The organism is Saccharopolyspora sp. NPDC045941, from assembly GCF_056431445.1.
Map to the genome: position 1 here is coordinate 164,716 of NZ_JBWKKU010000008.1, position 22,143 is coordinate 186,858.

General features: G+C 68.8%; 22 protein-coding genes. 14 read left to right on the forward strand and 8 right to left on the reverse strand.

Annotated features, from left to right (window positions below; genetic code table 11):
- The first annotated feature begins 13 nt into the window (after nt 1-13).
- From AC07FN_RS09000 to AC07FN_RS09035, 8 genes are all read left to right on the forward strand, one after another.
- Nucleotides 14-1,177: a Glu/Leu/Phe/Val dehydrogenase dimerization domain-containing protein gene (locus AC07FN_RS09000; RefSeq protein ID WP_478395127.1), complete on the forward strand. Its 1,164-nt coding sequence runs from the start codon at nt 14-16 to the stop codon at nt 1,175-1,177.
- Between the two features lie 28 nt (nt 1,178-1,205).
- The gene (locus AC07FN_RS09005; protein WP_478395128.1) at nt 1,206-2,630 is read left to right on the forward strand and encodes a class-II fumarase/aspartase family protein; all 1,425 of its coding nucleotides are present in this window, start codon (nt 1,206-1,208) and stop codon (nt 2,628-2,630) included.
- Nucleotides 2,631-2,653: 23 nt separating this feature from the next.
- Complete coding sequence (locus AC07FN_RS09010) at nt 2,654-3,391, forward strand: SDR family NAD(P)-dependent oxidoreductase (RefSeq protein ID WP_478395129.1); 738 nt, start codon at nt 2,654-2,656, stop codon at nt 3,389-3,391.
- Nucleotides 3,392-3,426: 35 nt separating this feature from the next.
- The gene (gene cysD / locus AC07FN_RS09015; RefSeq protein ID WP_478395130.1) at nt 3,427-4,338 is read left to right on the forward strand and encodes a sulfate adenylyltransferase subunit CysD; all 912 of its coding nucleotides are present in this window, start codon (nt 3,427-3,429) and stop codon (nt 4,336-4,338) included.
- On the forward strand, nt 4,338-6,200 hold the full coding sequence (cysC, locus tag AC07FN_RS09020; RefSeq protein WP_478395131.1) for an adenylyl-sulfate kinase: 1,863 nt from the start codon (nt 4,338-4,340) through the stop codon (nt 6,198-6,200). Before cysD ends, cysC begins: the two co-directional genes overlap by 1 nt.
- A 56-nt stretch (nt 6,201-6,256) precedes the next feature.
- A complete protein-coding gene (locus AC07FN_RS09025) occupies nt 6,257-7,240 on the forward strand; it encodes an L-histidine N(alpha)-methyltransferase (protein ID WP_478395132.1) in 984 nt (327 codons plus the stop codon).
- Nucleotides 7,241-7,571: 331 nt separating this feature from the next.
- Complete coding sequence (locus AC07FN_RS09030) at nt 7,572-8,441, forward strand: EamA family transporter (RefSeq protein ID WP_478395133.1); 870 nt, start codon at nt 7,572-7,574, stop codon at nt 8,439-8,441.
- 349 nt (nt 8,442-8,790) lie between these two features.
- Nucleotides 8,791-9,876: a DUF4185 domain-containing protein gene (locus AC07FN_RS09035; protein WP_478395134.1), complete on the forward strand. Its 1,086-nt coding sequence runs from the start codon at nt 8,791-8,793 to the stop codon at nt 9,874-9,876.
- Nucleotides 9,877-9,913: 37 nt separating this feature from the next.
- On the opposite strand, the gene AC07FN_RS09040 is transcribed toward AC07FN_RS09035, so the two are convergent.
- The 3 genes from AC07FN_RS09040 to AC07FN_RS09050 all read right to left on the reverse strand — a co-directional run bounded on the left by AC07FN_RS09040 (nt 9,914) and on the right by AC07FN_RS09050 (nt 13,029).
- A complete protein-coding gene (locus AC07FN_RS09040; RefSeq protein ID WP_478395135.1) occupies nt 9,914-10,573 on the reverse strand; it encodes a mechanosensitive ion channel family protein in 660 nt (219 codons plus the stop codon).
- Between the two features lie 250 nt (nt 10,574-10,823).
- On the reverse strand, nt 10,824-11,906 hold the full coding sequence (locus AC07FN_RS09045) for a M20 family metallopeptidase (RefSeq protein ID WP_478395136.1): 1,083 nt from the start codon (nt 11,904-11,906) through the stop codon (nt 10,824-10,826).
- Nucleotides 11,907-11,919: 13 nt separating this feature from the next.
- On the reverse strand, nt 11,920-13,029 hold the full coding sequence (locus tag AC07FN_RS09050) for a LacI family DNA-binding transcriptional regulator (RefSeq protein WP_478395137.1): 1,110 nt from the start codon (nt 13,027-13,029) through the stop codon (nt 11,920-11,922).
- Nucleotides 13,030-13,081: 52 nt separating this feature from the next.
- Between AC07FN_RS09050 and AC07FN_RS09055 the strand changes: the two genes are divergently transcribed.
- The 5 genes from AC07FN_RS09055 to AC07FN_RS09075 all read left to right on the forward strand — a co-directional run bounded on the left by AC07FN_RS09055 (nt 13,082) and on the right by AC07FN_RS09075 (nt 17,085).
- Entirely contained in the window at nt 13,082-13,822 is a 741-nt protein-coding gene (locus AC07FN_RS09055; protein WP_478395171.1) for a glutamine amidotransferase, read from the forward strand.
- Nucleotides 13,823-13,950: 128 nt separating this feature from the next.
- Nucleotides 13,951-14,958 (forward strand): DMT family transporter, encoded by a 1,008-nt coding sequence (locus AC07FN_RS09060; protein WP_452615418.1) that lies wholly within the window; start codon nt 13,951-13,953, stop codon nt 14,956-14,958.
- A complete protein-coding gene (locus AC07FN_RS09065) occupies nt 14,955-15,998 on the forward strand; it encodes a phosphotriesterase family protein (RefSeq protein ID WP_478395138.1) in 1,044 nt (347 codons plus the stop codon). The genes AC07FN_RS09060 and AC07FN_RS09065 overlap by 4 nt, the downstream gene beginning before the upstream one ends.
- A gap of 207 nt (nt 15,999-16,205) precedes the next feature.
- Complete coding sequence (locus AC07FN_RS09070; protein WP_478395139.1) at nt 16,206-16,490, forward strand: hypothetical protein; 285 nt, start codon at nt 16,206-16,208, stop codon at nt 16,488-16,490.
- Nucleotides 16,474-17,085 carry a TIGR03086 family metal-binding protein gene (locus AC07FN_RS09075; RefSeq protein ID WP_478395140.1) on the forward strand — a complete coding sequence of 204 codons (612 nt, stop codon included), beginning with the start codon at nt 16,474-16,476 and terminating at the stop codon, nt 17,083-17,085. Before AC07FN_RS09070 ends, AC07FN_RS09075 begins: the two co-directional genes overlap by 17 nt.
- Nucleotides 17,086-17,246: 161 nt before the next feature.
- On the opposite strand, the gene AC07FN_RS09080 is transcribed toward AC07FN_RS09075, so the two are convergent.
- A complete protein-coding gene (locus AC07FN_RS09080) occupies nt 17,247-17,468 on the reverse strand; it encodes a hypothetical protein (protein ID WP_478395141.1) in 222 nt (73 codons plus the stop codon).
- 102 nt (nt 17,469-17,570) lie between these two features.
- On the reverse strand, nt 17,571-18,452 hold the full coding sequence (locus AC07FN_RS09085) for a LysR family transcriptional regulator (RefSeq protein WP_478395142.1): 882 nt from the start codon (nt 18,450-18,452) through the stop codon (nt 17,571-17,573).
- 156 nt (nt 18,453-18,608) lie between these two features.
- On the opposite strand from AC07FN_RS09085, the gene AC07FN_RS09090 reads away from it, so the two are divergent.
- The gene (locus tag AC07FN_RS09090) at nt 18,609-19,337 is read left to right on the forward strand and encodes an SDR family oxidoreductase (RefSeq protein ID WP_478395143.1); all 729 of its coding nucleotides are present in this window, start codon (nt 18,609-18,611) and stop codon (nt 19,335-19,337) included.
- A gap of 391 nt (nt 19,338-19,728) precedes the next feature.
- Here the strand turns inward: AC07FN_RS09090 and AC07FN_RS09095 are convergent, their stop codons facing one another.
- The 3 genes from AC07FN_RS09095 to AC07FN_RS09105 all read right to left on the reverse strand — a co-directional run bounded on the left by AC07FN_RS09095 (nt 19,729) and on the right by AC07FN_RS09105 (nt 22,118).
- Nucleotides 19,729-20,277: a hypothetical protein gene (locus AC07FN_RS09095; RefSeq protein ID WP_478395144.1), complete on the reverse strand. Its 549-nt coding sequence runs from the start codon at nt 20,275-20,277 to the stop codon at nt 19,729-19,731.
- Between the two features lie 158 nt (nt 20,278-20,435).
- The gene (locus AC07FN_RS09100; RefSeq protein ID WP_478395145.1) at nt 20,436-20,684 is read right to left on the reverse strand and encodes a hypothetical protein; all 249 of its coding nucleotides are present in this window, start codon (nt 20,682-20,684) and stop codon (nt 20,436-20,438) included.
- Between the two features lie 276 nt (nt 20,685-20,960).
- Entirely contained in the window at nt 20,961-22,118 is a 1,158-nt protein-coding gene (locus tag AC07FN_RS09105; protein WP_478395146.1) for a hypothetical protein, read from the reverse strand.
- Nucleotides 22,119-22,143: the final 25 nt, after the last annotated feature.

The window sequence follows — 22,143 nt, forward strand, 5'->3', positions numbered from 1 at the left end:
GGAGCGGCCGGAGATGAGTCATGTGATCGAGTTCCAGGACCCGGTGCGCGGAGTGCCCGGATTCCTCGTCTACGACGGGACGGAACAGCCCCTCGCGGCCGGCGGGTGCCGGGTGCAGCCGGGGGTGGACGCCGACCAGCTCCGGACGCTGGCCGGCCGGATGACGCTCAAGCAGCGCGTGCTCGGCATCAACGTCGCGGGCGCCAAGTGCGGGCTCGACCTCGACCCCGCTTCGGAGCACAAGGCCGAGGTCCTGTCCCGGTTCTTCGCCTTCCTGGGCGAAGAGCTGCGCTCGCGCTACAGCATGGGCGCGGACATGGGAACCGGGTGGCAGGAGCTGAACCGCCACGCCGCAGCGATCGGCCTGCCGTCGATCAAGTACGCAATCCGGAACGCGCAGCTGCTGTCCGATGAGGATTTCCACGCGCGGATGGCCGTGCTGGAAACCCGGGTCGGCTCGTTCTCGGTGGCCGAACGCCGCGCGGGGCACGCGCTCGGGCACGCGGCCATCGGCGCGGCGCACACCATCGGCGTGGGCGAACCGATCCGGGTTGCGATGCAGGGCTTCGGGAACCTCGGCCGCGCCGCGGCCTGCGCGTGGTTCGAGGAGGGCGTGCGGCTGGTCGCCGCCGGTGACGAGCACGGCACCATCACCTCGGCCGGTGGTCTCGACATCGCCGCGATGGTCGACCATCCACTGCGGACTCCGGTGCCGGACATGGGGGTCGGCGGACAGCGGGTTCCGCGCGGCGAGCTCTTCAAGGTCCCGGCCGACGTGCTGGTGCTCGCGGGTGGCGCGGACGCGCTCAGCGTCGACCAGGCGGCGGCCGTGCAGGTCGGTGCCGTGGTGGTCGGTGCCAACTGCGGGCTCAGCGAGCAGGCCGAGGCAACGCTCAACGACCGGGGTGTCGTGGCGATTCCCGACTTCGTCGGCGGAATCGGTGGGTCGGCGTCGATGGAGGCGCTGTTCGGGCCCCGACGACCTCCCACGCCCGAGCAGGTCCTGGGCAATCTCGCGTGCCTGATGCGCGACCTGGTCGACGACATCACCGACGAGGCCGGGCGGACGGGTGCGAGCCCCCGCCAAGCGGCGCTGCGGCGTGCGGCCGAGGGCGTCGTGGCCGCCGATTCCACGCCGTACGGGAGCTGCCCCTACCTGACGGCAACGAGTTCCTGAACCGCTCCGACGACAGAGGAGGCGCACGATGCAGGACGATGGGCAGCACGCGGTGGAGGACTGCCGGCACGAACGCGGGCACATCACCGACTCGCGGTTCTACGGAAACCGCTATGCGACCGACGACAGCCGCCGCATCTTCTGCGACACCTGCCGGAAGCAGCGCTGGCTGGACATCGAGGCAGCGCTGGCGCTGGCCCAGGCCGACCTCGGCGTGATTCCGCAGGACGTCGCCGACCAGATCGCCCGGTCGGCGCGGGTCGGAGTGGTGGACCTGGACCGAGTGCGGGAGGAGACCTTGCGGGCCGGGCATTCGCTGGTCGGGCTGCTTCGCGTTTTCGAAGCGGCGTGCGGAGATCCGGCCGGGCAGTTCATCCACTACGGCGCCACCACGCAGGACATCCAGGACACCGGCCAGTCCCTGGAGGCGCGGGACGTCCTGGACGTGCTGCTGCCGCTCCTGGACGAGATCACCGCCTGCCTGATCGACGTCGCCGAGCAGCACTCCCAGACCGTCGCGCTCGGCCGCACGCATGCCCAGCCCGCGCTCCCGATGGCCTTCGGCCTGAAGGCCGCGAGCTGGATCGACGAACTGCTGCGCCACCGCGACCGCGTCGAGCAGATGCGCGAGCGGGTGCTGGTGGCGCAGTTGTTCGGCGGGGCGGGAACGATGGCGAGCTTCGACGGCCGGGGGCGGGAAACCCTCCGGCGCTTCGCCGAGCGCCTCGGGCTGTCGGTTCCGGCGATCGGCTGGCACGTGGCGCGCGACCGGGTCGTCGAGTTCGTCAGCGGGCTGGCGATGATCACCGGCACGCTGGCTCGCATCGCCGACGAGATCCGCACCCTGTCGCGGCCGGAGTTCGGCGAGGTCGAGGAGGCGTGGATCGCGGGCAAGGTCGGCAGCAGCACCATGCCGCACAAGCGGAATCCCGAACGCTGCGAGCAGGTCGTGGTGATGGCCAGGCTCGCCGCCGCGCAGGCCGGGCTAGCGCTGACCGGGATGGTCGGCGACCACGAGCGCGACGCCAGATCGCTGCGGCTGGAGTGGGCGTGTGTTCCGGACGTCTCGCACTACGCCCTGGCGGCGGCCGAGATCCTCCGCGAGATCGTCGGCGGGCTCATCGTGCACTCCGACCGGCTCGCCGCGAACGTCGAGACAGTCAACGGCCAGGTGATGTCGGAACGGCTGATGTTCGCCCTGGGCGAGCACATCGGCAAGCAGGACGCGCACGAGTTCGTCTACGAGCTGACCCAGCGCGCTCGCGACCTGGGAATCCCCGTCCGCAAGCTCGCAGCCGACGATGCCGCGATCACCGAGCGGTTCAGCGCGCACGAGCAGGACCGGATCTTCGAGGCCACCCATTACCTCGGCGAGTCGCCCGAATTGACGTTGCAGATGGTCGCCGAGGCCCGCAAGCGGCTCGGCACCGACAGCGCTCGGCAGAACTTCTGAAGCGGTGGAAGGGGATACCCGGGATGAGCAGGTTGGCGGTGGTCTCCGGCGGGGCGACCGGAATCGGGTTGGCGGTGGCGAAGCACCTGGCCGGCGACGGGGACGAGGTCGTCATCATCGGCAGGCGGGCCGATCGCCTCGCGATAGCGGTGGAGGCGATCGGTGACCGCGCGGTGCGCAGCGTCGTGGCGGACCTGAGCGAACCCGGCGACGTGCGCCGGGCCGCCGCCGAGATCGTCGGTGCCGGCAGGCAGGTCGACGTCCTGGTCAACAACGCGGGCGGCAACGCCGATCCGAACCGGGTCGACGATCTCGACGGGATGCGGGACGCGTGGCTGGCCAACGTGCGCGGCAACGTGCTTCCCGCGGTCCTGCTCACCCAGGCGCTCCTGCCGTCGATCCGGCGGCCGAAGGGGCGGATCGTCACGGTCGGCTCCGTGGCGGCGGTGCGCGGCCCGGCGACCTACGGCGGGGCGAAGGCGGCGCTGCATCCGTGGTCGGCGGAGTTGGCCGCGAAGCTGGCGCCGGACGACGTGACGGTCAACGTGGTGGCGCCGGGTTACGTGACCGGCACCGAATTCTACGGAGACCGGATGTCGCCGGAGTTCCACGCGGGCCGGTCCCGGTTGTCCCCGATGAACCGCGGCGGTTCACCCGCGGAGGTCGCGGCCGTGGTCTGCACCCTGGCGGCGCCCGACGCGGGATTCATCACCGGTCAGGTCGTCCACGTCAACGGTGGCGCCCTGCTGGCCAGGACGTGAGAGCCCGCTTCGGCTTGGGAAGGGCAGGTCTGACGATGATCGGGACCTACGCGATGTCGCATCTGCGGATGCTGGAGGCGGAGGTGGTCCACGTCTTCCGGGAGGTGGCGGCCACCTGCGCCCGTCCGGCGCTGCTGTTCTCCGGCGGCAAGGACTCGGTGGTGATGCTGCACCTGGCGGCCAAGGCGTTCTGGCCGGGGCCCCTGCCGTTCCCGGTGATGCACGTCGACACCGGTCACAACTTCGACGAGGTCATCGAGTTCCGGGATCGCACGGTCGACCGGCTCGGCGTGCGACTGCTGGTCAGCCACGTCCAGGACGACATCGACGCGGGGCGGGTGGCGGAGGAGACCGGTCCGCGCGCGAGCCGGAACCGGCTGCAGACCGTCGCGCTGCTCAGGGGCATCGCCGAGCACGATCTGGGCGCGGTGTTCGGCGGTGCGCGGCGCGACGAGGAGAAGGCCAGGGCGAAGGAGCGGGTGTTCAGCTTCCGCGACGAGTTCGGGCAGTGGGATCCGCGCAACCAGCGGCCGGAGCTGTGGAACCTCTACAACGGGCGGCACCACAAGGGCGAGCACATCCGGGTGTTTCCGCTGTCGAACTGGACCGAGCTCGACATCTGGACCTACATCATGGACGAGGGCATCGAGCTACCGCCGCTGTACTACGCCCACGACCGCGAGGTCGTCGAGCGAGACGGAATGCTGTTGGCCCGCACCAGGTTCCTCCACCTGCTCGACGGCGAGGAACCGTTCACCGCCCGGGTGCGGTTCCGCACCGTCGGGGACGCCACGTGCACGGGATGCGTGGAGTCCACAGCGGACACTCCTGGCGCGGTCGTCGCCGAGGTCGCCGCGACCCGGGTCTCCGAACGAGGTGCGACCCGCGCCGACGACCGGATCTCGGAGTCGGGCATGGAGGACCGGAAGAGGGAGGGGTACTTCTGATGACCGAGCTCGTGCGCATCGCCACCGCGGGCAGCGTCGACGACGGCAAGTCCACCCTCATCGGGCGGTTGCTGTACGACTCCAAGGCGCTGTTCACCGACCAGTACGCGGCGCTGGAGGCGGCCGGGCGCGACTCCGGCGACGGCCGGCCCAACCTCGCGATGGTGACCGACGGCCTGCGCGCCGAGCGCGAGCAGGGCATCACGATCGACGTCGCCTACCGGTACTTCGCCACGCCGCGGCGGAAGTTCATCATCGCCGACACCCCCGGTCACGTCCAGTACACCCGCAACATGGTGACCGGGGCTTCCACCGCCGATCTCGCGCTGATCCTCATCGACGCGTCCACGGGCGTCGTGGAGCAGGCCAGGCGGCACGCGTTCCTGGCCAGCCTGCTGGCGATCCCGCACTTCGTCGTGTGCGTGAACAAGATGGATCTGGTCGACTTCTCGCAGCAGCGGTTCGCCGAGATCAGGGCTGAGTTCGAGCGCGTCGCGGCGAAGCTGGACGTTCCCGACCTGACGTTCGTGCCGATGTCGGCCCTGCACGGCGACAACGTCGTCGACCGGGGCGGCAGCATGCCCTGGTACGAGGGGACGTCCCTGTTGCACCACCTCGAAGAGGTCCACGTGGCCTCCGACCGCAACCTGATCGACACCCGGTTCCCGGTGCAGTACGTCGTTCGCCCGCAGCAGGTGACCGGCGAGGAGCGCGGATACGCGGGCACGCTGACCGGTGGCGTCCTGCGGCCGGGGGACGAGGTGGTCGTGCTGCCCTCCGGCCTCGGCACCACCGTGCGGGAGGTCTTCGGGCCCGGCGGCGAACCGCTCGCCGAGGCGTTCGCTTCGCAGGCGGTCAGCCTGCGGCTGGCCGACCAGGTCGACGTGAGCCGGGGCGACATGATCTGCCGTCCGGGCAACCGGCCCCACGTCGGGCACGAGTTCGACGCGATGGTGTGCTGGCTGACCGACGAGTCGGTGCTGAGCCCGCACTCCCGCTACACGCTGCACCACACGACGCGCGCCACCAAGGCGGTCGTGCGGGACCTGACCTACCGTCTCGACGTCAACACCCTCCACCGCGACACCGCTGCGGATTCGTTGGCGCTCAACGACATCGGCCGGGTCCGGCTGGAGACCCAGCAGCCGCTGATGTTCGACCCGTACCGGCGCAACCGCGAGACCGGCAGCTTCATCCTGATCGACGACGCCACCAACAACACCATCGCGGCCGGCATGATCACCGACGCCGTCCGGCGGCAGTCCTCGGTTGTCTGGCACGACACATCGCTCGGCCGCGCCGAACGCGGAAGCAGGGGGATGACGGTGTGGTTGACCGGGCTTTCCGGTTCGGGCAAGTCCAGCGTCGGCGCGGAACTCGAGCGACTCCTGGTGGCGTCGGGCCGACCGGCGTACCTGCTCGACGGGGACAACCTCCGGCACGGCCTCAACGCCGATCTCGGCTTCGGCGCCGACGACCGCAGCGAGAACGTCCGGCGAGTGGGCGCGGTCTCCCAGCTGTTCGCCGACGCCGGTGTCGTCTCGGTCGCCGCTCTGATCAGTCCGTACCGACGTGACCGGGACCGCGTCCGGCAAGCGCACGACAGCGCCGGAATCCCGTTCGTCGAGGTCTTCGTCGATACCCCGCTGCCGGTGTGCGAGTCCCGTGATCCGAAGGGCCTGTACGCGAAGGCCAGGGACGGTGGCATCCGCGGCTTCACCGGTGTCGACGACCCGTACGAGCCGCCGGGGTCCGCCGACGTCGTCCTGCGGCCCGATGACGGTGATCCGCAGGAACAGGCCGCACGGCTTCTGGAGCACGTGCTGGCGATCCTCGACCGACGAGGATGTGGTTCTGAATAGCGAGATCAATGATGGCGTGTTCGTCCTGGTGAGAATCTATGTATTGGATGGCCTTGATGGGTGCAGTCAATGATCTGGTCGATGTGCGGGTGGATGATGCGACGAGCGAGACCCGGGACCTGGTGGCGGGTCTTTCGGAAGCTCCGCGCGTGATCCCGACCGTATATGGGTATGACGAACGGGGATCGGATCTGTACGCGGAGATCTGCGACTTGGAAACTTACTACCCGTATCACGCTGAATGGGCACTGCTGAAGCGCAATGTCGATGCTATTTGTGATCTTGCAGAGGTGGACGAAGTAGTCGAATTGGGCTGCGGTACGGCCACGAAATCCGAACTGTTGTTGAATCGAATGGTCGTCAAGTCGCAAGCGCCGCTGAGGTATGTGCCGATCGATGTGTCGGAAGAAATGCTGAAGCGGACGTCCGATCGGCTTTCTGATTCTATCGAAGCCCTCGATATTTGGCCCATCGCCGGTGACTACCACAGTAGTCTGAGCGTCGTCGGGCGGCGGCCGGAAGCATCGCGACTCTTCCTGTTCATGGGCAGCTCGCTGGGGAACATGAGCGAGCAGAAGCGGCGCGAACTGCTGGCGGATATAAGATCCGCGGGCCGCCGCGGTGATCTCCTGGTGGTCGGTGTCGATTTCGACAAACCCCGCTCGGTACTTGAGAAGGCGTACAACGATCCGCCTGGGGTCGATCTGTGGCACAATTTCTTGACCAATAGGCTGACGTCCCTGAATCGTGCATTCGATGGCGACTTCGATCCGTCCGTGTTCGATAGTAGGTTGGTGTACAACACGGATGCCCGCCGCATGGAAGCGCGGATCTGGCCAAGGGCTGACGTCGAATTCTTCCTTGCCGACTTGAATCTTCGCGGGGTTATCGGGGCGGGCGAGGTCGTGACCGTCGATACGTCGCACAAGTTCACGATCGACGAGCTCGATGAATTGCTGAAAACGGCGGGAATGAGCATCAGGGAATCGTACGAAGAATCGAACGTGAAGTACTCCCTGCTGGTACTGGAAATGATGTGATGCTCCTTGCCGGCCCGGCCGGGTGATCTCGGGTCGGCCGGCGGCAGACATGGGTGAAGCCCCTGGTGGAAGGGTTGTCGATCGAGATCAACCAGTACGCCAGGGGCTTCACGTGCGGTGATTGTCGACGGACCTCGGCGGCGCGAGTACGCGGACGAGCGCGCGTTGGCCGGAACGCCTGCCGAGCGCCGAAGGGACCATGATCACCTGTTTGGTCGATGAAGCGATGTGGGCGTCCAAACCGACGGATGATGTGGACTGGCAGATCGTGAGGAGCTTCGGTTTGATCATCGGCAGAATTGTGCAGCGCCGGGGTGGTGGGCGGACTGGCGTGGCGCCTCCTGATCGCACTGTGTTCCTGCTGCTCGCGCTCTACGCGTGCTGGGGCTCGGCGATTCCGGCGATGAAGCTGATGGTCGACAGCGTGCCGCCGCTCGGTGGGGCGGCGCTGATCTTCTTGCTCGGCGGGGTCGTGCTCGCTGTTGTCGCGCGTGGGCGTCCCCGGCCTACTCGGGTGCAAGTGCGGCACCTGGCGGTTGCCGGTGTGCTGCTGCTGGTGGGCGGGCAGGGGCTCGCCACGGTCGCGCTGACCGCTGTGACCGCCAGTCTCGGGGCGATCCTCGCTGCGGCGATCCCGCTGTGGGTGGTGCTCCTGAGCGGGTTGATCGGAACCCGTGTATCGGTCGCGTCGCGGGTGCGCCTCGTGGCGGGTTTCGGTGGCATCGTGGTCGTGGTTCTGACGGCGCCGGGTAGTGCGATCGGCGGGGCGCCGTGGGCGGTCGCGGCTTTCTGCGTTGCGCCGATCCTGTGGGCTGCGGGGAGCCTGTTGATGGCGAACGTCGCCGGGACGGTTGATCGAGTGGTCGCCAGCGCGGTTCAGCTGCTCGCCGGTGGGACCGTGTTGCTGCTGATTGCGTTGTCGCTCGGTGAATTCGCCCCGGCCCGGTGGTCGGACGTCAGCTGGGCCTCGGCTGGGGCGGCGGTGTTTCTGCTCGTCTTCGACTCGCTCGTCGGTTTCATGCTCTACACGCGCCTGTTGGAGAGCGCACCGGCCCCGCTGGTCAGCACCTACGCCTACATCACGCCGCTCGTCGGCGCCGCGATCGGCGCGACCGCGTTCGGCGAGTCGCTCTGGGCCGGTGCGTTCGTCGGGGGCGCCTTGGTGCTCGGCGCGGTCGCGCTCGAACTGCGCGGGAGATGAGCCGAGACCGTCGACCCGGGGCGCTCGGCGATCCAGTCGAGTGCGCCCACATGCGGCCATGCCGACGAGCGGGCGCCACAAGGCTTCGCCGACCTCGGCCTTTCACCGTCATGACGTCCTGACCGAACTACTCAGGCGTAGGCAGAACGCAGGCCCTTTCCGAGTCACTTGGCTCCCACGCAGCTGGCGCGTAGGTGTCATGCGCCGAATCCGGCAGTCGAGCACGCCGCGGCGGCCGTCGCACCCCTCGCGGTGTGGCACCTACAGTCGGAGGTGGGTGCGGCTGCCGCGGTGTCGCGGAGGTGCGCACGGATCGGCCGACGGACTGCGGGATGAGGTGCGAGCGCTGGTGCGCAAGGTGAAGGATCTGACCGGGCCGGGGCTCACGGACGGTTTCGGGATCGGGGGTACCGACCTCGGGGTCACCGCCGTCGCGCCGGACGGGCGGCTGGTGTCGGTGTTCGGCGACACGTTCGAGCGGGCGGGGGTGGGCGGGCCCGGCTGGCGGTCGCCAGTCGTGCTGTTCGGCGATCCGCGGACCGCCACGTCGGGGATCAGGTGGACCGGTTCGACCGGCGCGCACCCGTACGCCGAACAGGTGCTGCCGTACCGCCACGACTCGATGGTCCGCGGGCGGCGCGTGGGCACCGTGATCCCGACCGACGTCATCACCATCGGCGACGAGATGTACCTGCACGTGATGGTGTGCGAGGGGCTCGGCAACGTCCACTGGACCGAGGTGCACCGCTCGACCGATAACGGTGAGTCCTGGGCGCACACCGGTGCGTGGTGGCCCGGCGACCACCACGGCGGTCTGTTCCAGATGTTGACCTGGGAACTGGGCGACGACGGCTACGTCTACGCCTTCTCGACCGGGTTCCAGCGGGACAAGGGCCTGGTCCTGCAACGCGTCCCGGCCGACCGCCTCACCGATCCCCGTGCGTGGGAGGGCTGGGGTTTCCGCGATGGCGTCTGGGCGTGGGGAAATCCGCCGACCATCGCGCTCACCGGTGCCTACGGTGAACTGTGCCTGCGCCGTGTCGACGATCGTTGGTTGTTGTCGTTCTTCGATGCCGGCAACTACCGCATCGACGTGATGAACCTCGACGGGCCGACGTCGAATCTGTACGAAGCGGTCCGCAGCACTGTGCTGCAGGGCTGCTCGTGGCACGGCGAGAACCACGGCAGCGGGCATGTCGCGCAGCTCTACGGCGGTTACATCGTGCCCGGCTCGACGCTGGACGATCTGCACCTGGTCGTCAGCCAGTGGAACACCGAGCAGAACTGGCCGTACCGGGCGATGCAGTTCGCGGGTAGCGCTCCCCGCCCTGGGGCTCGCCCGCTCCCCGGGGCGGAGGAAACGGGCGGCGGTACCGGTCGCCGGATCCTGAGGGCAGCCCATGACCTCGTCCTGCGCCGATCTCCTCGCCGTTGAACGGCATCGGGGCCTCGCCGTTCTCGCCCTTCGCCGATCACGACGACTCCCCGCATCGGCACGGTTCCGATCTGCTTGCGCTTCGTTCGGTGTCGGTGGAGGCGTTCGGCCGGTCGGTTCGCGGCGCATGGATCCCGTTGTTGGGCGCGATGGCGGAGTTGAGGACGGCGGTGTTGGGCAGCTTGATCATGCCGTCGTCGCTTTCCAGCGTCAGGTAGACGAGGCCCACTTCGGCTACGCGGCCTTCCAAGGGCCCACCGAGCGTCCCCGAGTGGACGATCAGGTGGTCGCCGACGTTGAAAGGGCGCGCGGTGGCGAGCATCAGGCCGGCGAACACGTTGCCGAGCGACTGCTGTGCCGCGATTCCGATGATCACCCCGGTGACGGCGCCGCCGAGGAGGAGTTGGTCCACGCGCACGCCCAGCTCTCCCAGCGTCAGGACCGCGACGAGGGCATAACCGGCCAGGGAGATGACCAATCGGATCGCCCCGGCATGGCTTGCGCTGAGCCGAACCCTGGCGCGGCGGCCCGCTTCCCTCGCGAGGCTCTGCACGGCGACCGATCCCAGCGCGACGAACACGATCGCACCCCCGATCGCAGCGGCTTTGTACAGGGGCTGGCCGTCGCGGAACAACGCGGCAGGATCGATCAGGGTTGCCGCCACCAGCATCACCACGGCGAACAACGTCGCGCCCACGCCGCGTTTCGTGTCGGCGGTGAGCTGTCGTGGCTTCAGGGCCAGCCGGATGTTCCGCCGCCGGCTGCGGTTACCGGTGTCGGGGTCGCTGTTCGGGGAGTCCATGTGTTTCGATTCTCAGGGAGTCAGCCACAAGATCAAGGGTTCGGCCGCCCTGGATTGCGGAATCGACAATCCCAGCGAGCACTCGGCGACCACGGCGATGTCGTGCTCGGACGAGAAATTTCGCAGCCGCACGGTCCATCGCGACCTAGCGCCACGTGGTGAGCAGCCGGGTCAGCGCCTCGGTCGCTTCGCGGATCGCCGTGACGGAGCACGTCTCGTCGGTGACGTGCGCCTGATCGGGGTCGCCCGGGCCGTAGATGACGACCGCGGGCGAACCGAGGGCGGTGGCCAGCACCGAGGCGTCGGTGAAGTACGTGGCGTACTCGGGGCGTCGGCCGGAATCTGACGGGCGCAGGGCGTCGATGATGGTGCGCGCCAACGGGTTCTCGGGGTCGGTGGCGACGCCGGGCAGGTCCAGCTCGGTGGCGAAGTCCGTACCGGGCAGCGCGAGCTCGCCGATCGCGGCACGTGCTTCGGCGGCGGTGAACTCCGGCGTGGTGCGGATGTCGAGCACCAGCTCGGCCCGGTCCGGGACCAGGTTCGGCTGCACACCGGAGCGGAACGCGCCGACGTTGACCGTGGCGGGGCCGTGCGTCGGGCTGGTCGGCCAGCCCGCGTGCCGGTGGATGCGCACGGCCGTTTCGGCTAGTGCGGCGAGGGCGTTCTCGCCGAGTTCCGGGCGGGATCCGTGGGCGCTGCGGCCGTGCGCGGTCAGCCGCAGCCACAGGACTCCCTTGTGCCCGAGCACGATCCGGTTGGCGGTCGGCTCGGCGACCAGCAGCGCGGGGCTGGGCGCGAGCCCGGGGAGCAGCGCCGCGCCTTCGCAGCCGGTTTCCTCGCCGAAGGTGAACACCAGCTGCACGGCCAGGTCGTCGGGGCTGGTGCGGGCACAGTGCATCGCGGCGGCGGCGATCGCCGCCACGCCGGCCTTCATGTCGCTGCTGCCGCGGCCGCGCAGCCGGTCGCCGTGGATCTCGCCGCTGTGCGGGTCGAACGACCACGTCGCCGGGTCGGCCGGCACCGTGTCGAGGTGTCCGGTGAGGGTGATCGGGGTGCCGGTGCCGAACCTGGCGACCAGGTTGGCGCGGTCGGGGCGCGGTTCGTCGACCGCGACCTCGAAACCGGCCGACGTCAGCATCGGGGCGAGCAGGTCGGCGGCGGCCTTCTCGCCGGCCGCGCGGGTGTCGAGTCGGACGAGCTGCTGGGCGAGCGCGATCGGATCGGTCACGGGTCCTCCGTGGTCAGTGCTGGGGCGGGGTCGCGGAACCGCGGATGACAAGTTGCAGCGGGAGGGTCCGCCGCACGGTGCCGGTCTCCGGTTCGGCGATGCGGGCGTGGACCAGTTCCAGGGCCCCGTGGGCCAGGTCGGCGACGGGCTGCTGCAGGGTCGTGAGCTTCGGGCGCAGCCATTCGCCGACCCGGATGCCGTCGCAGCCGATCACCGACAGGTCCTCCGGGATGCGCAGGCCGTGCAGTTCGGCGGCGCCGAGGACGCCGACCGCGGCGATGTCGCTGCCGACGAACACTGCGGTGGGCGGCTGCGCGGCGCCGGTGAGGTACGGGAAGGTGCTCGCGCCGAACTGCTCGGTGTAGGGGCCGTGCAGGATCAGGTCCTCGTCGACCTCCAGGCCGGCGTGCAGCATCGCGTCGCGGTATCCGCGGAGGCGGTCACGGGTGGTGGAGAGCTCCCGCGGTCCGGCTATGTGCGCGATGCGCCGGTGTCCCAGCTGCGCCAGGTACGCCGTCGCCTGGTAGGCGCCGCCGTAGTTGTCGACCCCGATGGTGTCCACCCCGGCGGTGTCGGCGATCTCCTCGTCGAGCACGACCACCGGTAGCCCGTCGGCGATGGCCTGGAGCAGACGCGGGTTCTCCCGGTGCATCCCGACGTAGATCATCCCGTCGATGTCCTCGGCGCCGGCGACGAAATCGCTCACCTTGGCTTCGCGCTGCGCCTGTCGCCCGGTCACGCCGATGACGAGCGAGGCGCCGCTGACCGCGGCGGCCGTGGCGATCTCCTCGGCCAGCGCCGCGAAGAACGGGTTGACCAGTTCCGGGACGATCAGCGCGATGACCGGCCCGTGGTCGCGCGCGGCGTCCGGGGATGCCGACGGGCGCACCTCGTAGTGCAGCTCCCGGACTGCGGCGTCGATCCGGGCAGCGGTTTCGGACTGCACCTTCAGCTGGCCGCGCAGGTAGCGCGACGCCGTCGAGGTCGACACTTGCGCAAGTTGCGCAACGCGCGTCAACGTCATCGCCGCCCCTTTCGTCGAGTGCTCGACCGCAGTGTATCGGCAAGTCTTCGGGGGTCGCTCTTGACGCGCCGAACAGGCCCGCTTATGTTTGCGCAACATCGAGCGCAAAGTTTGCGCAACATACTTTCACCAGGAGGCGGAATTGAGTCGGGTGCTGTTGGCCGGGGAGTCCTGGGTCGCCCGGACGACCGACGTCAAGGGCTTCGATGCCATCGACCGGGCCCAGCTCGAGATCGGCGCCGAGGTGTTGCTCGCGGCGTTGCGCGCCGAGGGGCACGAGGTGGTGCACCTGCCGTCGCACGCCGTGGCGACCGATTTCCCCGCGTCGACGGCGGAACTGGACGAATACGACGTGGTGATCCTGTCGGACATCGGCGCGAACTCGCTGCTGCTGCACCCGCAGGTGTTCAACCAGGGACGCCCCTTCCCGAACCGGCTCAAGGTGCTGGCCGAGTGGGTGCGGGGCGGCGGCGGGCTGGCCATGGCCGGCGGCTACCTGAGCTTCCAGGGGTTCCAGGCCAAGGCGAACTTCCACGGCACGCCGATCGAGGACGTGCTGCCGGTCGAGATCCTGCCCTACGACGACCGGGTGGAATGCCCCGAAGGCGTCGCCGGTGAGCTCACCGGAACCGCGCACCCGGTCACCGAGGGCCTGGACGCGCAGTGGCCGATCCTGCTCGGTTACCAGCGGCTGATCGCCAAGTCCGACGCGACCGTGCTCGCCACGGTCGAATCCCGGCCGCTGCTGGCCGTGCGCGCCGAAGGAGCCGGCCGGACCCTCGCCTTCGCCTCGGACATCTCGCCGCACTGGGCGCCCACCGAGTTCATGGAGTGGCCGGGGTACCGTCGGCTGTTCCACCAGGCGGTCACCTGGTTGGCCGGCGACCGGTAGCCCGGTCCGCGCCCCGCCGGGCTGCCCACGTCACCCGCGGTGTGCCTCGGCGCGACAACGACGTCCAAGCCTTGCCCCCGTCTCACCTGATCCGGTGCACCACGGACAACTAGGGAGTGCGCACCGCCATGACCAATACACCCGCCCCTCCGGTGGCCCCGCCGGCGACGTCCGGCCGGGCGGCCCGCGGCGTCACCACGACCGCCCTGGTCATCGCCACGGTGCTGGCCGGCATGCTCAGCCCGCTGCAGTCAGCGGTCAACGGCGCGCTCGGCGAGACCGTCGGAGACGGCAACAGCGCGGCCGTGATCTCGTTCGGCAGCGGCTTGCTGCTGATGCTCGTCATCGTGTTCGCGCGGCCCGGCACGCGCCGGCAGGCGCTGGGCATCCCGCGCCTGATCCGCAGCCGCCGCATCGGCTGGTGGAACTACCTCGCCGGTCTCTGCGGCGGCGCGGTGGTGCTCTCCGAGGGCGTCTCGGTCGGGGTGCTCGGGGTGGCGGTCTTCCAGATCACCCTGATCGCGGGTCTGATCATCTCCGGGGTCATCTGCGACCGGATCGGCGTCACCGCCACGGTCAAGCAGCCGATCTCGGTCGCCCGCGGGCTCGGCGCCGCGCTGGCCGTCGCCGCCACCGCGGTCACGATCTCGCCGAACTTCCACGTGCCGCACGCGATCGCGCTCGCCGTCCTGCCGTTCGCCGCCGGGCTGCTCGCCGGGTGGCAGCCGGCGGGCAACGCGGCGGTGGCGCGGGAGAGCGGCTCGATGCTGGTGTCGATCACGTTCAACTTCCTGGTCGGCTTCGTCGTCCTGCTGGCGGGCCTGCTGGTCCGGCTGGCGATCGGGACGGCGCACTTCTCGCTGCCGCCGACCTGGTGGATGTACACCGGCGGGGTGCTGGGACTGCTGTCGATCGGATTCATGGCGCTGCTGGTGCGGGGTCTCGGCCTGCTCCTGCTCGGGCTGGGTTCGGTGGCCGGGCAGCTCGTCGGTTCGCTGCTGCTCGACCTCGTCGTGCCCGCGGTCGGCCACCCCATCCACCTCGTCACCGTGATCGGCACCGTGCTCGCGCTGGTCGCCGCCGGGATCGGGATGATCCCCTCCCGCCAGGCCGGCGAACCAGGAGCCGCGCGGTGACCGGCGGGTTCGTGCAGACCGTCACAGGTCCGGTGCCCGCGGGCGAACTGGGGCTCGTCCTGCCGCACGAGCACCTCTTCAACGACCTGTCCGGGGTGCTCGACCCGCCGAGCTACCGGTTCACCGAGTTCCTGCCCGGTCGCGCCGTCGACGCATCGGCGGCGTGGGCGCTCCGGCAGGACCCGTACTGCTGCGCGGACAACCTGGCCGCCAAGCCGGTCGACGGCGTGGTCGACGAAGTCGCGGCCTTCCAGGCGGTCGGCGGCCGGACCATCGTCGACGCCACGTGCAGCGCGGCCATCGGCCGCGACCCCGACAAGCTGGTGGAGGCGGCCCGCCGCACCGGCCTGAACATCGTCATGGGCTGCGGCGCCTACCTGGAGAAGTTCGAGGGCGAGCGCATCACGGCGAACTCGGTCGAGGCGCAGGCCGCGAGCATCGGCGACGAGCTCGCCCGCGGCGTCGGCGAGCACCGGGCGCGGCCGGGGATCATCGGCGAGATCGGTGTTTCCCCGGACTTCACCCCGGCGGAGTCGGCCTCGTTGCGGGCTGCCGCGCTCGCCCAGCGCGAGCATCCCGAGGTGGCGCTCATGATCCACCTGCCCGGCTGGCAGCGCCGTGGGCACGAGGTGCTCGACATCGTGCTCGACGAGATCGGCGTCGACCCCGGCCGGGTGGTGCTGTCGCACATGGACCCGTCGGCAGCGGACACCGCCTACCAGGTCGGCATCGCCGACCGCGGGGTCTGGCTGGAGTTCGACATGATCGGCATGGACATCACGTTCCCGAAGGAGGGCGAGGCCCCGGCGAGCCGGGTGAGCGCGGCGGCCGTCGCGGGGCTCGTCGAGGCCGGCCACGGCCACCGGGTGCTGCTCAGCCACGACGTCTTCCTGAAGCAGATGTGGACGCGCCACGGCGGGAACGGGTTCGCATTCGTGCCAACGGTTTTCGCCGAGATGCTGCGAGTGCTCGGAGTCGGCGACGACTGGATCGAGACGCTCACCCGGACCAATCCGGCCCACATGCTCAGCGGGCGGTAACAGGCCGAAACCACTGGGCATCGCTCGTGAGCTCACCGGGAAGGAGCAGCGGATCGCTTCGTCGATGAACTCGTCCTGACGGTTCTCTCCGAAGATCATCCCTTGTGGACTGTTGAGTGCATTGGCGCTGGAAACCTCAGCCCGGGCAAGGCCCTGCGGGGTTCGCCCGGGCTGTGGGCGTCGAGGACCTTGTGCGCGGATGCGGGATTGGCGTTGCTGTTCGGAGAAGAACTCCGCCGGTGGGAGGTCGGCGACGATCTTGCCGCCGTCGACGAAGACGGCTCGGTCGGCGACCTTGCGGGCGAAGCCATCTCGTGGGTGACGACGACCATGGTCAGATCAGGATGCCTGATGCTGCTCCGGCCGCACCCTGAGGTGATCACCCACAATAGTCAAGACCTGTGGATGAAGATCTTCTGGGCGCGGCGTCGGATTCCCGCCAGCGCTGACTGTCCGGCGAAGCCATTCTCGGGTCGTGGACGAGAACGTTGAATGGTTCGTCGTCGCTAGCGCGGCGTTTGAGTGGCGATTGCGACTGGTGAGGCCGCATCAATGGACATCTCCGACCCCGTGCCCGGAATGGGACGTGCTCGGACTGGTCAATCACATGACCCGCGGCAACCTCAACTACGTCGGCCTGCTGGCCGGCGGCACCGCCGCGGAATTTCTGCGGTTGCGCGACGTCGATGCGACAGGGGACGACCCGGTCGCCGCATACGTCGCGTCGGTTGCGGAGTGCGCTGCGGCGTTCGGCGCACCAGGAGCCTTGTCCCGCACGGTCGACTATCCATTGGGTCGGATCTCCGCAGCGCAGGCGCTCGCCGTGCGCACCACAGACACCGCCGTTCACGCCTGGGATCTTGCACGGGCGCTCGCCGTCGACGACCGCATCGACCCTGACGTGATCGCCTGGGTCGACGACAACCTTGAAGCGACCTACCGTGACCTGGCGGAGACGCCGCTGGCGGCCGGGTCGACACACCGGTTCTTCGCCCCTCCGCCGGGAGTGCTTCGTCCGGGGGCCAGCAGGCAAGACCGGCTGTTGCACCGCATGGGCAGGAACCTGTACCAGTACGACCTGCGGTAGTGGCAGCAGGCGACCGGTAGGAGCGGGCCTTGACGTCGACAGACGTGACTGTGCCCCCGGAGGAATCCTCATCGGGAGGCCGGGCATCTCCGTTCGCAGAGGAATGCTGGACGTGAATGGGTGGTCCCGGGGGGAGTACCCGAAGTCCGAGAGACTTCCGCTCATCGTGAAGAGGGGCTGCCATGCGAAGGCGAGAGCATGGGCAGGAAGGCGAACGCCAGCAGGGCCAGAGCGAGGTTGATCATCAGGCCGCCGACGAAGGAGTCGGTGGCGGCATGGACGGTGCCCAGCAGCGCCGGCCCCAGAGCAGACCCGACCTGGATGCCGGTCTCCAACACGCCGGAAGCGGAACCGGCGTCCCGTTCGGGCACACCGGTCAGCACGTCATGGCCATCTCCTGCGACCAGGGGTTGACCGTCGCCCCGACCTGCAGATCGGCCCTGCCGATTTGCTCTGAGCGCAGCAGTCCCGGTGAGTGTGCCGGGTCATGCGCTGGCGGCGTAGAGGACCTGGCGTAGTCGGTGGTCATCGGTGCGACCGGACCGCCAGATCAGGCGAAGCACGAGTGGCGGGATCTCGGCGGCGAGGTCGAGGCGGATCAGCCCGGCCGGAGCGAGCTCGGTGTCCAGGAGGAAGTCCGGGAGGACGGCGATGCCGAGTCCGTGGCCGGCCCATGCCCGCACGACCGTGATGCTGTCGAGTTCGGTTCGCGGTCCGTCGGGGCCGAACACGTGATCTGCGGCCATGCGGAACGAGCATCCGGGTGGTGCGACGAGCAACTGGTGGGCAGCGACCTCCGCGCGGGTGAGATCTCGTCGGCGGGCGAGCGGATGGTTCGTCGCGGCGGCCACGGCGAGCGGGACCGATTCCAGGTCGTAGTGCTCAAGTCCGAGCGGCGCGGCAAAGCCCAGTGCCCCCAGGGAATCGCCGGTGTCGAACAGCAAACCGGCGTCGAGTTCTCCCGTGTCGAGTCCGGCGAAGACCTCCTCCCGGGAACGCAGTGCACGGACGGTGACCGCGATGTCGGGTCGACGCGTGGCGAGTCGGGTCAGGATGCTCGGCAGGCGCGTGGCTGCCAGGGTTTCCAACGCACCAAGCCTTACCGCCTCCTGACCACCCGTGACCTCCCGGCGCGCCTGATCGGCTTGCTCGAGCAGACGTTCGGCCCACGGCCGCAAACGCTCACCTGCCTCCGTTGGCCGCATCCCGGCGGAGGTGCGTTCGAACAGCACCACCCCGAGGTCGCTTTCCAAGGCCCGGACCTGGGCCGACACCGAGGACGAGGCCAGATCGCGGGCCAGTGCCGCCGCGGTGACACCGCCGCCACGGCAAACGGCCAGGAAGGTCTCCAACTGACCGAGGTTCATCGTGTCAGCGTAAGCGGGCGGCGTTCGGCTTTCCCGAACGCCTCGTTCGGTGTCGCCGGTTGAGCCGGACGAACCTGCACGGCGATCGTGATCAAGAACCCGGCGATCGGCACATCGTCTTGATCGCCGAAGATCCCGCACACCGAGGACGAGACCATGAGGCTGAAGGATCAACGCGTCATCGTGGTGGGTGCGAGCTCCGGCATGGGGCGAGCCACCGCGGCATTGTTGCACCGCAACGGGGCACACGTGGTCCTGTCAGGACGGGACCACCAACGCCTGCAAGAGTCTGCCGCCGGTTTCTGCGCCGATGACGACCAGGTCACCTGCGTGGCAGCCGACATGACCCGGCCGGAGGGACGCGAACTGCTCTTCGCCTCGGCGGGCGGTGTTGATCACCTGGTCGTGACTGCGGCCGATCTGGTCTACCGCGATGTCCAGGACGTCACCGAACAGGACGTGGACACCGTCCTCCGCTCCAAGGTCGTCGCACCGTTCTTCCTCGCCCAGCGGGCCGCGGCGACGATGCCAGCGAACGGGAGCATCACATTCGTCTCCGGCATCGCCGCAGAGCGGCCCCTGTCTTCTGGAGTGCTCACAGGTACCGTCAACGGGGCTCTCAACGCCATGGTCCGAGGACTGGCGGTCGCGCTCGCCCCGATCCGGGTCAACACGGTCTCCCCGGGCTGGGTGGACACGCCCCTGTGGCGGCACATCACCGACGCCGAGGGCAAACGCGCCGCCTTCGAGGCCATGGCGGCCAAGATTCCGGTGCGCGGTATCGGTACGCCCGACGACGTCGCCGAAGCGATCCTCGCCGTCATCACCAACCGGTTCATCAGCGGATCCACGCTCTACGTCGATGGTGGCCAACAGTTGGTCTGATTCGGGTGCGGACACGGCCTTTCCAGTTCAGGAACACCGCTAGATGTCCATCGGCACGGCGATGAACGGAGGGTGTGTCGTATTCCAATGGCGCGCCCACGGCATCTGTGGGCCGGCGATGGATCGAATCCGGATATCCACTGTAGACCGACCCGGCGACACGCCGCGGCGGCAGTTCCGCTTCACGACGCGGCGGGATCGGCGCCATGTTCATCTGCCGATGTGATCGCGTTGCCGACGACTAGCCCACCGCGCGCGCCGTACCAGATCGGCGGCGATGGCGGTTATCGACGCGTGCCACTGGTCGAACAGGGGCGTGCGACGCCCGCTCGGGCCCTCGGTCGCGGCCAGGGCGAGCGGACGGATGGTGCCCGGCGGAATCAGGAGCTTGCTATTGCCATCGAATCGGGTTGTTGCCGTAGTGCTGTGCGGGCTGTGGTTCACCGGTGTTGAACTGCACGCCGCTGTACGTCGCCGTGACCGTCGCGGTCGGGCTGACCATGATCATCCTGCAGACCTCGTACTCGGCGCCCCGAACTGCGAATCCCGTGGCTCGTCCGGGGATGCACTTGCCTTCGATGACGCCGGAGTAGTGCGCGGTTTCGGAGTTGTCCGACGGCTGCGCGCCCAGGAAGGTCTCGGCGTCCATGTCCTCGAATGCGGCATCGCTTTCATTGCTGATCACGGCGTGCAGGTAGTACGGCACTCGGCCCGTCCGGCTCTCGGCACCCGGATCCGGTCCGAGGTCCGCACGGTCACCGCGGACGATGGAGGTGACGGTGATGCCGATCGTGCCGTGCTGGTCTCCGTCGGTGTAGTCGACGAGTGCTTTCGTGCCGATGGGAAGCACGGTCCCGGGTGGAGCCGGGCGCCCGGGCGTGTCGTCCTGTTCGGACGAGCACGCCGCCAGCATGCACGCGCCCAGCACAAAAACCGGCAATCGTCGCAAACCGTTCGAAGTCATCATTCCCCGTTCGTGGACAGGAACCTGCTCAGGTGCGACTCGTGGCCCGTGACCGGTCACGGTCGCCCGCGAGAGGGCGGTCTCGTTCCTGAAATCGTCATGGTTTCTGCAGCCCCTCCCGGGCTGTGCAAGCCTCAGCAGGAACTGGAACTGTCGCCGCTGGACGAACTGCTGCCGCCGCTATCGCTGCAGCTGAATCCGCCGAAGTCGGAGCCGCTGCCCGTATCGCCGTAGCTCGTCGAGCCGCTGCCGATGTCGCCGCCGAACGTCGAGGAATGCCCGGAGCGCCGGGTCTTTCTCCTGCGCGCCTGCACGATGTTGACGATCAGGATGAGCGCAACCCAGGCCACCCAGAACGTCTGGAACTCACCGTGATCAAACACTGGTCTTGCCCTCCTAGGCCGTCTATCCGCAGTCGCCGGTTGGACGTGGAGAATCCGCAAATCGTTCCGGGTCACGCCAAGGAGTGCACTGTTCGACATCGCAGCGGCAAGAACGCGTGTTTCGCTCGCATCGACGAACCGGAACGGGAACCCATCGGCGACGATGATGTCCAGGGCCGTAGCGCCGCATCGATGTCCAATATGGAGGCTGTCGTTCCTGGCTGGTGCGGGTGGACCGGGCGAAGGTGACCTGGCGCGCACAGATCTTGCCGGGCGTCAGGTGGGTGGAAGCTTGGCCTTCACCTGCTGCGCGAAGCCGACCGCGCTCGCGCAGGGGTCGATCTGGGCCGGACTGCGGTTGGTCGCGACCACCACGACCTTCTCGATCGCGAACCTGCTTTCGTCCGGTGGCTGCCGGTGTTCCCACTCGACCTGGCAGGAGGCATCCGGGGGGTCCGGGATGACCGATGCGGGCTTCCCGCCGATGTCGACAGGCAGCCCGCTGGGGTCCTTGGACCCGTCGTCGAACGACACGTCCATCCGGACACCGCTGGGCAGCTCCCAGCCGCACTCGTAAATTCCTCGCGGCTCGGGCTTGGCGGTCACGCCCACCTGCGGATCTTGGCCTGCGAGCGGATCGAACAGGACGCACGGATCGATCCCGGCCAGCTCGTCCGCCGACCGAATCGCGATCGGCGGGTCCGTCCGCAGCTGCTCCACCACCTCGGTCATGATCTGCACCGCCGGGGAGCAAGTCTCTGGGAGCTCTTGGCTTTCGACCCTCACCCGCACCGTCCGTGGCGTGTCCTCTGCTCCGCCGCCCTGATAAACGACGTGAACGTCGCATCCGCCCGAGTCGCTCCTGATCAATGCGGGCAGGCCGCCGATACGATTCCCGGCTTCCACGAACGCGGGATAGTCCATGGCCACCGCGATGTGCAACACCCCACCGCTGTGGGCTGTCATGCGAATCGAGCACGACCCGAGTTCGCCCCCGAACTCCTCGGTGATGGGAACGCCGTACCTCAAGAGGTTGGTGCCGTGCAGCAGCGGACATGGGTCCACCGTGCGCAACTTGGCCGCGGTGAAGCCGCCGAAGAACTCGTCGCCCTCCAAGTCGTACTTCGCCACCGGCGCAGTCCTGCGCGGCGAGAGTGACTTTTCCATCCCGGTCGAACAGCCGGCGACCAACAGGACGGCGAGCACAGTGACGATCAAACGCTTGAGCCGGTACACGATGATCACGCTATCCCAGCGAAAACCCGGTGTGGGCCGAAACCTCGGATCGGCGAAACGGCCGCTTGCGCGAGCAGACGAGATCCGAAGTTCGCAGTTACCTGGACATTTGCCGCCGCACGTACCGCACAGCGATCCAATAGCGATCAAAGCCTGCGCCGCGGCGGTGGCACTGCGGTATCCGCCCGAGTAGAGCATGGCTGAGGCTGCGTCGATCAGCCCG